At 64.9% G+C, this 11650-nt stretch carries 11 protein-coding genes and 1 pseudogene; 5 read left to right on the top strand and 7 right to left on the bottom strand.

Annotated elements, in window-relative coordinates:
- Positions 1-124 precede the first annotated feature (124 nt).
- The 4 genes and pseudogenes from BIX52_RS21840 to BIX52_RS23120 all read right to left on the bottom strand — a co-directional run.
- Positions 125-961, bottom strand: a pseudogene (locus tag BIX52_RS21840) (Tn3 family transposase); the annotation flags it as partial.
- A complete protein-coding gene (locus tag BIX52_RS21835) occupies positions 962-1552 on the bottom strand; it encodes a recombinase family protein (RefSeq protein ID WP_075223225.1) in 591 nt (196 codons plus the stop codon). It abuts the pseudogene before it with no gap.
- Between the two features lie 211 nt (positions 1553-1763).
- Positions 1764-2231: a type 2 periplasmic-binding domain-containing protein gene (locus BIX52_RS22620; protein ID WP_245803271.1), complete on the bottom strand. Its 468-nt coding sequence runs from the start codon at positions 2229-2231 to the stop codon at positions 1764-1766.
- Positions 2174-2863 carry a type 2 periplasmic-binding domain-containing protein gene (locus BIX52_RS23120; RefSeq protein WP_139312849.1) on the bottom strand — a complete coding sequence of 230 codons (690 nt, stop codon included), beginning with the start codon at positions 2861-2863 and terminating at the stop codon, positions 2174-2176. Before BIX52_RS23120 ends, BIX52_RS22620 begins: the two co-directional genes overlap by 58 nt.
- A 72-nt stretch (positions 2864-2935) precedes the next feature.
- On the opposite strand from BIX52_RS23120, the gene BIX52_RS21825 reads away from it, so the two are divergent.
- The 3 genes from BIX52_RS21825 to BIX52_RS21815 all read left to right on the top strand — a co-directional run bounded on the left by BIX52_RS21825 (position 2936) and on the right by BIX52_RS21815 (position 6566).
- The gene (locus BIX52_RS21825) at positions 2936-3610 is read left to right on the top strand and encodes a TetR/AcrR family transcriptional regulator (RefSeq protein WP_075223224.1); all 675 of its coding nucleotides are present in this window, start codon (positions 2936-2938) and stop codon (positions 3608-3610) included.
- Between the two features lie 230 nt (positions 3611-3840).
- Positions 3841-4992: a glycosyltransferase gene (locus BIX52_RS24000; RefSeq protein ID WP_108676658.1), complete on the top strand. Its 1152-nt coding sequence runs from the start codon at positions 3841-3843 to the stop codon at positions 4990-4992.
- 65 nt (positions 4993-5057) lie between these two features.
- Positions 5058-6566, top strand: coding sequence for a hypothetical protein (locus tag BIX52_RS21815; protein ID WP_075223222.1), 1509 nt, complete (start codon positions 5058-5060; stop codon positions 6564-6566).
- Here the strand turns inward: BIX52_RS21815 and BIX52_RS21810 are convergent.
- From BIX52_RS21810 to BIX52_RS21805, 3 genes are read right to left on the bottom strand one after another with little or no spacing between them, the layout of a single operon-like run.
- Entirely contained in the window at positions 6502-7656 is a 1155-nt protein-coding gene (locus tag BIX52_RS21810; RefSeq protein WP_075223221.1) for a glycosyltransferase family 4 protein, read from the bottom strand. The genes BIX52_RS21815 and BIX52_RS21810 overlap by 65 nt on opposite strands.
- Before the next feature lie 9 nt (positions 7657-7665).
- A complete protein-coding gene (locus BIX52_RS23555) occupies positions 7666-8007 on the bottom strand; it encodes a hypothetical protein (RefSeq protein WP_205647885.1) in 342 nt (113 codons plus the stop codon).
- A 2-nt stretch (positions 8008-8009) separates the two neighbouring features.
- Entirely contained in the window at positions 8010-9152 is a 1143-nt protein-coding gene (locus tag BIX52_RS21805; RefSeq protein WP_205647884.1) for a UDP-galactopyranose/dTDP-fucopyranose mutase family protein, read from the bottom strand.
- 157 nt (positions 9153-9309) lie between these two features.
- On the opposite strand from BIX52_RS21805, the gene BIX52_RS21800 reads away from it, so the two are divergent.
- The gene (locus BIX52_RS21800; RefSeq protein WP_139312848.1) at positions 9310-10455 is read left to right on the top strand and encodes a hypothetical protein; all 1146 of its coding nucleotides are present in this window, start codon (positions 9310-9312) and stop codon (positions 10453-10455) included.
- Positions 10452-11480 (top strand): acyltransferase family protein, encoded by a 1029-nt coding sequence (locus BIX52_RS21795; RefSeq protein WP_083660696.1) that lies wholly within the window; start codon positions 10452-10454, stop codon positions 11478-11480. The genes BIX52_RS21800 and BIX52_RS21795 overlap by 4 nt, the downstream gene beginning before the upstream one ends.
- The last annotated feature ends 170 nt before the right edge of the window (positions 11481-11650 follow it).

Below are 11650 nucleotides of genomic sequence, written 5' to 3'. Positions count from 1 at the left end.
GACGAAGATCGCCAGAGAGCAACTTGGGCATGGTGGCTGGCCCTCCACCGCCAGCCACCATGTTGAATCAGAATGCTGCTGATTCGGGAATCCCCTGCCGATTCACTCTGAGCGCGAAGCGCTCTAGGTTGATATGCTGCCAGCCGAGCGGCGAGAGGTGCTGGAGCATATCCGGGCCGATGGGCCGGCCCTGCTGGTGCAGGTGGCGCGTCGCGGCTTCCAGATAGGTCGTGTTCCACAAGACGATGGCGCCCGCCACCAGATTGAGTGCGCTCGCCCGATGGCTTTGAGCCTGGATGCCGTGATCGCGTAGGCGGCCGGTACGATGGAAGAAGATCGCACGGTGGAGGGCGTTTTCCGCCTCGCCCTTGTTCAGCTCGCGGGTCGCGTGGCGTCGCTCCTCCGGGTTCTCGATCCAGTCGAGGGTGAACAGTGTGCGCTCCACGCGGCCGATTTCGCGCAAGGCCAGCGCCAGCCCGTTCGCCCGCGGATAGGAACCCAGCCGCTCCAGCATGGTCGACGCGCTGACGACGCCGGTGCGGATGGAAACAGCAAGCCGGATCACGTCATCCCAATGCGCGGCGATCAGGTGTTCATCGATCTTGCCTGCGACGAGAGGCGCGATGTCGGGACCGGGCTTCGGTCCATCGAACAGGTACAGACGCCTGGCCGACAGGTTCGGGATTCGTGGCGCGAACTGAAAGCCGAGCAGGTGACAGAGCGCAAAGACATGATCGGAGACGCCACCTCTGACCTCACCCGGCTGGAGCATCCGGCCCGGATAGCGCAGCGCGCAAAGCTGGATCGCAAAGCCCAATCGATTATGCAGCCGGCGTCGGCTGACGATAATGCGCCGATCATCGGCGCTCAGCGTCCAGTACCGGACAAGGTCGGCTTCGGCGTTCGGCAATGCCAGGAGGACGGCGCGCTGCGCTTCGGTGAGGACGGCACGCCGCGGCATTCAGTCGGGCTTAGTGAGGGCGGCGGTCCAGCCCACCCGTTTGAGGGTGTCCTGCAGCGTCGAGCGGGCAACCTTGAACGTCCGGCAGACCGACGCCTTGCTCGCGCCGGCCTCAAGCGCCGCGGTGATCTGCTCGATTTCTTCCGCGCCGAGGGTCGGCGGACGGCCGCCGTGGCGACCGCGGCGCTTGGCTGCGGCAAGCCCCGCGACCACGCGCTCCCGCGTCAATGCGCGCTCGTACTGTGCGAGCGCGCCGAAGAGCGAGAACAGAAGCTCGCCATGGGGCGTATCAGTGTCCATCGCCTCGGTGAGCGAGCGAAACGCGATGGCCCGCGTTCTGAGATCGCCGATGATGGCGAGGAGATGCGGGAGTGAGCGGCCGAGGCGATCGAGTTTCCAAACCACGAGCACATCGCCCTCGTGGAGATAGTCCAAACACGCCTTGAGGCCGGGTCGGTCGTCGCGAGCGCCGGATGCCTTGTCGACGAAGAGATGCCGCCGATCAACGCCGGCACCGAGAAGCGCGTCGCGCTGCAGGTCAACCGATTGGCGGTCGTCGGCCGACGACACGCGCATGTATCCCACCAGCATGGCCGGAAAACCCCTCGGAACGCGTTTCCGAACACGCTATCATTCCGGCAGGGTTTACCGCACACAAATTCGGTGTCCGCGACCAGGCCGGGGGCGAGACCCGCCGTTGTGCCGGAAAACAGGTGTTTCCCGACAGGCAGGTTTCGACCCTTTCACGCCTTTTCCTGCGAACGCATCGACGTCCCGGAAGCGGACGCTCTTAAGACCGCCGTCAGCCGGCCATCTCGGTCATGATCGATGTGACAGCATCGAGTGTCGCGCCAACGCCGGCAACACCCTTGGCCTCCTGGCTCCGGACCCAAGCGGACTGGATCTCGCGGTACCCGATGTCCGCCGCCCAACGCTCCACTTCGCGGCGATCGAGGATCCGAACGCTCGCGCCGGCCGCTCGCAGATCGTCGAGCTGCGTGTTGAAGCTCTCGTCCATAGTAGAGCCCAAGCTCTGGTACGACGTCTCAGTGGCACGATGAACAGCGTCTTTGTCTTCCTGAGCGAGCTCGTCCCAAACCTGCTTGTTCATCGCCAACGGGTAGACGTGCCCCAGCCACAAATCCTTCGAAACAAGCACGTTCGGCGCCGCTTCGTGAACCTTCAGCATGTACCCGCTATCGACGTTGTCCATCAGGCCATCAAGCGCTCCTGCCGCAAGTGCCTCGGGAACCTCCGGCCCCCAATGCAGGTCACCGGCGTCGCACCCGAGTTGCGCAGAAAGTGCCAGAAGCTGGCCGAGCGCCAGCGACCGCCCCGCAGGCTACCTAGATCAGCCAGCGGCTTCGTGCTGTAGAAAGCAACAGGATATCCCGTGCCGAAGAATAGCGGAACGATACCATTCCGCTCCATCTCGTCCGAGAACGCCGGAACTTCCGCGTAGGCGCGTCGGAAGAACTCCACCTGGCGCTGGCCGGTCGGTCCGGTTGGAAAACTCTTGAAAAGCTGGTGCAGGGCCAGTGCCTCGGCTTTGTATTCGGGTACGACGGTGGCCATGTCCGCGGTGTCGCCTTTGCTAACCGCGCGAAGGGCGTCGTAGGCGTCGGCGATTTGGCCCTCCCAATAATCCTCGACCCTCAGTCGTCCTTTCGACTCCCGTTCAATGGCCGGAAAGACAACATCCTTAAGGAAGCGCGTGCGCATCCCGCCCAGCGGCTCGTGGTCGCTGAACCTGAGAACGCGGGAGTGCCGCGCCATAGTCTGAGCAAGCGCGTTCGGCATGGCGGATACGAAGGCGGTCGCACCCGCTGCACCCGCCGCGCCGGCCAGGAACGTCCTGCGGCTCAAGAAATCTCTGGCTGATCGGTTGCTGTCACGGGCCATGGGGATGTCCTTTGGCTTGATCTCAAATCCCAGCCTTTATATCTGAGAGATCCTTCAGCTTGGATTCGCATCTTGCAAACAGCCGTCCCGAGCGTGCCGGAGCGCCTGAAGTCCCGGAAAACGCCCGTCCAGGCCCGATCGGAGGCGACGGTCGAGGCCATTCACGAAGCCGCAATTCAGGTTTTGCTGACGGACGGCCTGGTTCGACTGTCGACCACCCGGGTCGCTGAGCGCGCCGGCGTTTCGGTCGGCACGCTCTACCAGTATTTCCCGAACAAGGACGCTCTGCTGTTCGCGATCCTGTCGCGCCACTTCGAGGAGATGGCGCGAACCATCGAGAGCGTGTACGTCGATCGCGGCCGCCGGCCTCTTTCCGTTCTAGCCGTCAGCATCGCCGACGCCTACGTTTCTGTGAAGGTCGCCCGACCCGACGCGACGGTCGCGCTGTATCGCGTTGCCGGAGCCATCGACCAGTTTCGGCTGTCAACCGATATCTTCAAGCGGATGGAAGGCGGCGTCGTGCAGGTGCTGCGAAGCGCCTCGGATGCAACGTTCGCCGATCCCGAGAAGGTCGCCTTCACGCTGCTTTCCGCGCTGGCGGGACTTTGTCGCGCAAGCTTCGGGGGGCTGGTTTCGGGTCCCAGCGTCCTCGTAAGGCTTCGCGATGAGGCTCGCCTGCTGTCAACCGCCTATTTGGAGGCGACGGCGGATGTTGGCAGCCCGGCCCGCAAGGGGACAACTCCATGAACTGGAACGATCAGGCGGGGCGCTGAAAACTCGCGAGTGCCAGATCCAAGAGGTCCGTTGTCTCCAACCGACTGCCCAAACCGGACTTTCCGGTTTCCACCCAAGCCGTCAGCAGACGGCGCACTCCGACCGCTAGGACGATCCGTTAGCGTATATCTGGGTCCGTTCTATGTGCTGGCCCCGATATGCGGTCCGCCGCGATCACGCCGACCAAAATAGAAGAGCCTGCCGTGTCCGCCCCCCTCCGCGTCCTTCACGTCACCCCCACCTTCTACCCGGCGACTTACTGGGGCGGGCCGATCTTCTCGACGCGCGCGGTGTGTGACGGGGTGGCGGGCGAGCCTGGCATCGCCGTGCGGGTCCTGACGACAGACGCCGCGGGCCCGCGCCCGTCCGATCGTGTGGCCGAGCGGCGCACGACTTTCCCGGCCGGCTACGACGTCATTTATGCGCGCCGCGTTGCGGGGCGCGACGTCGCGCCCGGCCTCCTCGCCCGGCTACTGCCGGCGGTGGCAAAGGCCGACATCGTCCACCTCACCGCCACCTATTCCTTCCCGACGCTGCCGACGCTCGCCGCCTGCCGCGCACTCGGCAAACCCGTCGTGTGGTCCCCGCGCGGGGCGATCCAGGCACGGCTCGAATGGTCGGAGGCGGTGAGCGGCGCCAAGGTTCGCTTCGAGCAGGCGGCACGGATGCTGGCGCCCCAACGCACCGTCCTCCACGTCACCGCGCCGGTGGAAGCCGAGCTCACCGCCCGCGCCATGCCGGGACTGACGGTCGAGACCATCCCCAATTCGGTCGAGATCCCGGGGACGCCCTCGACCTTCCCGCGCAGCGCACCGGGCGCACGCCCGCTTCGGCTGATGTTCCTGTCCCGTGTCCATGAAAAGAAGGGCTGCGATCTTCTGATCGAGGCCCTGGCCGGCGTGCCTGACGCCACGCTCGACATCTACGGTTATGGCGAGCCGGATTATGTTGCGGCTCTGCGGCAACGCGCTGGAACCTGCGGCGTGGCCGACCGGGTGACCTTCCATGGCCATGTCGACGGCGCGGCGCGCGACGCGGCCTACCGCGCGGCCGACCTCTTCGTGCTCCCGTCCCACTCGGAGAATTTCGGTAATGTGATCGCCGAGGCGCTGGCCTTTGCCGTCCCCGTGGTCACGACGACGGCCACCCCGTGGGAGGAGATCGCCCGGCGCGGCTGCGGCGCATGGGTCGCCCCCGAGGCTGGGGCGGTGCGCGATGCGATCGCGCGCCTCACCGACGCCGACCTTGCCGCGATGGGCCAGCGGGGCCGCGCCTTCATGGAGGCGGCCTTTTCGTCCACGGTGACCGCACGGGCGATGGCGGCGCTCTATCGCCGTCTTGCCGGGAGCTGTTAAGGATTGGCCGTGGGATTGGCATCGATCCCGCATTGTGCATGCGTTGAATTGAAGAGGACGCCCGGTTGAAGACGTCGCAGTCCCTCTCCCTCGTCGTGATCGCGTTCACGGCCATCCTGTTGCTGTCCTCCCCCGATCCATTTTTGACGCTGTTCGCTGGCGCCGTGCTGGCCCTCGGGGTCAACCTTCTGTGGCCCGAGACAGGGACGCCGGTGCTACTGCTGCCGTTCCTGCTGCAGTGGATGTCGGTCTCGGTGAAACCGATCCAGAGTGCGCTGACAGGGCAGCCACTGAACGACTTCCTGGAACGCGGCTCGGCCGATCTCAGCGCGGCGGCATGGTTCTCGCTCTTTGCCCTCGCGGCACTTGCTATCGGCATGAAGCTTGGTGCCGGCGGCAGCCGGCGCAATTTCGCGCACGAGCTGTCCATCGACGCTGTGAGATTGCCGAAAGAGCTGATCATAAAGGCCTCTCTCGTCTCAATCCTCGCCGGCCACGCGCTCGACTTCGGCGTGCGCTATGCAGGTCCGCTCACCCAGCCGGTGCTGATGATGGCCAACATCAAGCTCGCCGGCCTTTTCGTCTTGACCTACTGGTGCCTGTCGCGGGGGCGCTCGCTCGGGCTGCTCGCGGTCGTCGTCGGCTTCGAGACGATCAACGGCATGACCGGCTATTTCGGCGAGTTCAGGCCTGTCGTTCTGACCACGGCGCTGGCAGCACTGGCAGCACGTCCCAAGGTGAACTTCGGCACCATACTGGCCGGTTCTGCCGGTTTTGTCGCTATTCTTACAGTTGTCATCTTCTGGTCGGCGATCAAACCGGACTATCGCAGCTTTGTCAGCGGCGGCGCCGATGCCATGATCGTGACCAACTCACTGGAGGAGCGCCTCACCTACCTCGCCGATGCGGCGACCTCGTTCGAGGCCGATGATTTCGACCGTGGTCTCGATTCCTTCGTTTCACGCCTGTCGTATATTGACTTTCTCGCTCATGCGATGGGCTACACGCCGCGCGTCATGCCCTTCACAGGCGGCACACAAACGATCCAAGCCCTCACCTTTCTCATCCCGCGTGCTGTTTGGCCCGGCAAGCCTGTGGTTCCGCACGATACCGTGCTCACGGCGCGCTATACGGGTCTCGGCTTCACCTCGATGTGGACCTCGATCAGCCTCGGCTATTTGGCCGAGCTCTACATTGATTTTGGAACGTTCGGCGCGCTTATAGCCATGCTTGCCCTGGGATTCGCCATCGGCCGAGCTTACCGTGTGCTGATCGATCATCACGGGTTGCCAACACTCGCCAATGTTGCGCTCGCGGCCGCCGCGGTCATGCCGGTGGCCTACTTCGAGCGTGCTCTTCTCAAGATCGTCGGTGGCGGGCTGACGATGTTTTTGGCGGCCCTCGTCATTCAGCGCTTCATCATGCCGCGAGCCCTGGCCATACTCGACCATCGCAAAGCACTGGCCGCGGCAACGGCGGCAGGCCGAAACTCCAGGCACCACACTGGCATCAACGCCGCGCCGCGCAGGCCGCTGACGCCGCGACAATCCCCTCCGCCGCACGTGCGAGGCTGAACCGGGCCGAAACGGCCGCCATCGCTTCCACCGACGGGGGCGCCGCCAGAACCGCCCGAACCGCGCTCGCCAGCGCGCCCACATCGCCGCCGGTGAAGATGCGTCCCGCCACACCATCGGCGCCGATATCGGGCGCGCAGCCGGCCTCGTGCGAGACGACGACCGGGGTGCCGGAGGCCAGCGCCTCGTTGGCCACCAGCCCCCACGTTTCGCGCCCTGTCGACGGAAGCGCCAGCACATCGGCCGCGGCATAGGCCGCCGGCATCCCGGTCTGATTGACGAAACCGAGGACGTGGAGCGGCACGCCCGCCTCCGCGGCGCGGGCCCGCATCGCCGGCTCCAGCTCGCCCGCGCCCGCAACCATGACCTCGGCCATAACCCCCTCCGCGCGCAGCCGGGCGATCGCATCGACCACATCAAGCGGCCGCTTGAAGGGGACGAGCTTGCCGGCAAACAGCACCACCTTCGCGTCCGGCGCGATGCCCGCCGCGCAGCGCACGGCGGCCGCGGCTTCGGGCGTGACGGCGGCAAAGCGGGGGGTGTCGACCGCATGCGGTGAGACGAAGATACGCCGCTGCGGATAGCCATAAGCGCGGAAGAAGGCGGCCGAGCGGGTCCCCGTGGCCAGCACCGCATCAAAGGCGCGCAGAAGCACCGGATAGGCGATGCGCTTGGCCAGACGCTTCCCGGCGCTCGGCTGCAGGCCGAGCTGGCTGTCGGAGCGGACCATCACCGGGATCCTCAGCCGCCGCGCGGCACGGATCGCCTGAATGTGGGTCTTGGAATACCAGCCAACGGTCATGACAGCGTCGAACCCACCCTCAGCAAGGCGCTCGCCGATCTCCGGGGTATCGCAGCCATCGCGCCGCGAGGCGTCGGGGTGCGCCGCCACGTTAGTCAGGAACCGGTGCTTATAACCGCCGAACAGATCGACATCCCACTCGAACGCGGTGCCGAACCCCGCCGCGGCCTGCTGCTCGGGCCGCGCATGGTGTGCAAAAAAGACGGTAAGATCCACGCGCCCGGCCAGCTCGCGCCACAGCGGAGCATAATACTGCACCGGATGGGTGGCGATGATCGCGAGACGCATGAGCTTCTCTCAGGCGGCGTTTTGGAAATTGGACCAAGGATGCTTGAACCGACTGATCGGCATCAGCTCCTCATCGGTCAACGCCTGACCATCCCATCCTGTGGGACATGGACGCTTCGTCGACGTCGATCGTATATGGAGCACGGTGACAATCCGCGATCCACAGACCCCACACCGAAATAAAGAGGCCGCCTGATCACGATCGCCAAAGGCGCCGGCACTTGCTTCGCCGTGAAAACCAACCACCCTTTTCGGGCTGGAAAGGCTGATCTGCGGATGGTGCGACAGAACCTCGTAGAGGCTCGTCGTCCCGGCCTTCGCGGCCCCCACGATGAGAAAATCGGGCCCCATCGTCAGACCACCACCCTGGACATCCAGCGGCCCACGCCAGCGAGGGACTGGTTCACCACCTGGTGCATGTCGAGATATTGATAGGTGCCGCAGCGGCCGATGAAGGTCATCCCGCCCTCATCCGCCGCACGGGCCTTGTAGCGCTCATAAAGCGCGTCATAGCGCCCATCATGCGACTTCACCGGATAATACCGCTCCATATCATTGTCGCGATAGTCGCACGGCTCTTCGATCGTGCGGGTCACCATCGCGCCCGGCACCGGACAATGCGCCGGAATGTTGTGCCACCAGGTCTCTCGGGTGAACGGACCATCGTCGGTGTAGTTGACGACGACATGCGATGAGGCCTCCGCCGCCGCCACGCTCGACGTGTGAAAGCGGATAGAGCGATAGGGCAGCTCGCCGAACGCAAAATCAAAATATTCGTCGATCGGCATCGAGTTGAAGACGTGGCCGAAACCCGCCACATCGCTCCGGTCGAAGGCCCGTCCGAGTTCGACCGTGATCGAAGGATGGTCGAGGATCGCGGCGAACATGGCCGTGTAGCCGTCCTTCGGCATCGCCTGGAAGGTATCGCCGGCGAAATATCGCGGGTCACGGTCCGGCCGCACCTTGAGGCGCCGCACCACCGCCGGAGCCATCTCGGCAAGGTCCATCTCCCACATCTTCTTCGTGTAAGGGCGAAAGAAGAGCTCCGTCAGCTCGCGCCCGATCACGGAATACAGATGGTCCTCCGCGGTCTCGATCCGCTCCGGCCGCTCGGCAATCTCCGCCAGAAAGGCCTCGGTCTCCGCCGCCGACACAAACGTCTTGCCGAAGACCGTGTTGACCGTATCAAGGTTCACGGGGAGCGGGGCAAGGCGTCCATCACCCAACCGCGCGACGACGCGATGCTCATAAGGCACCCACGCGGTGAAGCGCGACAGCCAGTCCACGACGCTTTGGTTGGATGTATGGAAGAGGTGCGGTCCATATCGATGGACCCGGACACCATTGCCGTCGACCTCGTCAAAACAGTTGCCGGCAATGTGGGGACGGCGGTCGATTATCGTGACCCGCCAACCGGCATCGGCAAGTTCACGCGCATAAACGGCACCGGCAAGGCCAGCCCCCACGACAAGAATGTCGGCTTTGGTCTGCGGCAAGATCTCATCCCGGACTGGCATGATCGGTGTGGCGACAGTGTCCTACCCGGCCGCCCTAAAATGTTCTAGCCGTTCTGAAGAAACATGGCCACGCCGCAGCGAGACCAGGGTCGATACTGATGCCATCCCACCGACCGACCGCCACGGAGCCTGTGCATTGAGCCGTTCACCGCGGGTCATCTGGTTTCGCCAAAACCATGAGCACAGGAATGATTGGCTCCGCTTCGGCTTCATGCGCCGCGCGCGGGACGGAGAGCTCACCTATGTCGAGCTCCCCTGGGAGGCGCGCACCGCCTATGGCTTCGAGGACGAGCCGACCGCAACGGCCCATAAGGCCAACTCCCTTCTCGTCGTCGAGGACGGGACCGCACGACGCCGCTGCGTGGTGGAGAGCAACGACTCGTTCCATGTGATGAGCCACCTCGTCGACCACGCCGATCTGTATTTTTGCGCCGGCTACAACACGACTTTCTTTCGGGAACGGCGGGTGCCCGACCCTCTCGCCTGGCAGAGCGAGGCCGACCATGCGACCTATGCGCAGCGCGGCGCCGGGCTGATCGCGCGTCACGGCGAACACTTCGACAGGGTCCGCCCCTTCATTCCGATCGCCCCCAATCTCGGCGGTCCGCGCCACACCCCGCCTTGGCGGCAGAGGCTGAAGAATGCCCGCCACAAGATCGAGAGCCGGCTGCGGCGGGACTATCCCTGGCGCGACACGCTGGCCGGTTTCGAGGCCCGCTACGCCGCTCTTCTGGCGCTGCGAGACCAGCCCTGCCAGCATGATGTCGTGCTTCTGGACACGCTGTGGGGGTGGCCGCGCCATCGCCTAGCGCTGCACGAGCGCCTCGCCGCGCTCGCCGCCGCGGGCTACGATATCAGGAGCCGTCTGGGCTGGCACGAGCCGTCAGAGTGGGACGGTAGCGCCGGCGATCCGCTCGACCCAGCCGCATTCCCCCTGGTGTCCGGCGGGCCGGTCGAGGGCTACGAGACGATGCTGGCGCAGAGCCGCCTTGCCCCATTCGCCACCGGCTTCCACTATGGCTGGCGCAATATCATGACACTGGCGCTAATGATCGGCACGCCCGTCCTCGCCGACCGCATCATCCTCGAACCCTGGTTCGGGCTGGACCGCTTCCGCATCGCCGTCAACGATGACGCTGACTGGGCCTCGTTGGCATCGACCCTCGCCGCGACGACCGACGCCGAACGCACCGCGATCGCCGCCCACAACACCGCCACCTTCGATGCCGTCATGACTCCCGAAGCGAGCGCGGACTACGTCGTGCGCACGGCACTCGGATGACGGGCGCAGACGGCTCCCCAATACCGGCCCCACACGGCAGGATCGAAAGCGTCGAAATCATGCGCGGGCTCGCCGCGCTGGCTGTTACCTGGTTCCACCTCACCGGCGGACACGAGAGTGTGATCCGCATGAGCGGCTATTATGGCTGGCTCGGTGTCGAGGTCTTCTTCGTGATCTCCGGCTTCGTCATTCCCCTTTCGATCGCGCGTGGGTTCGGCACCTTTCGCCTCGCCGACGTGCCGGATTATCTGATCCGGCGCCTTGTTCGGCTGGAACCGCCCTACCTCGTCAGCGTCCTGATGGTCGTGGTTCTGTGGGAGCTGTCGGCGCTGGCACCCGGGTTCGCAGGCGGTGATCCGACCTGGAGCATCGGCCAGATCATCGCCCATGTCGCCTACGCCATCCCGCTGACCGCCTATGACTGGCTGCAGCCGGTCTATTGGACGCTCGCTTACGAATTCGTGTTCTACATCGCCGTAGGTCTTCTGTTCGGGGCCATCGCGGCGGCCCCGCTCGTCTGGATCGCCACGGCTACGATCACGGTTCTCGCCGCGCTCGGACCGTTGCCGCCACTGTCTCTCCTGTTCATCATGGGGATCGCGGTATTCCGCCGGCTGCAATATGGCGATCCTCTCGCCCTCACTGCGGCGAGCGTCGCGGCTGCAGGTCTCATGATGGCGTATGAAGGGCATGGACTGAAGGCGGCCGTCGGCGCAGCAGCTGCCGCGCTTATACTCACCACCATTCGGCTTTCAGCGCCGCGCCTGATCGCACGCCCGCTCCTGTGGCTTGGGGCGATGTCCTACTCACTCTATCTGGTGCATGTTCCGATCGGCGGGCGTGTGGTGAACCTCGGCCGCCGCTTCGTCCCCGATACGGCGGCCGGTGAACTCGCTCTTTCACTGACCGCGCTGGCCGTTTCATTGGCTGCGGCCACTCTTTTCTACCATGTGGTCGAGAAGCCGGCGATCCGCGCCTCCCACCGGGTCCGTGAACGGAAAAAAGCCAGGGCTGCGGTCACCTGATTCGGGGGCCTCGATGAGGCAGCCCTCGCGCACGATCAAAAGCGGCAGACGGCGCTTTTAACCATGGATCACAAACCACCCTCCGCACATCGCTCTTTCCAGTCGACGTACAGAAAGACCACCACCTCTGCGCCCATTCGGTTGCGATAGAGGGAGATCTGTTAGGCTGG

Origin of the sequence: Acuticoccus yangtzensis, assembly GCF_001927245.1 — a bacterium.
Classification (GTDB): Bacteria; Pseudomonadota; Alphaproteobacteria; order Rhizobiales; family Amorphaceae; genus Acuticoccus; species Acuticoccus yangtzensis.
Note: the sequence above shows the minus strand (reverse complement) of the source record. Positions and strands in the feature narration are given on the sequence as shown.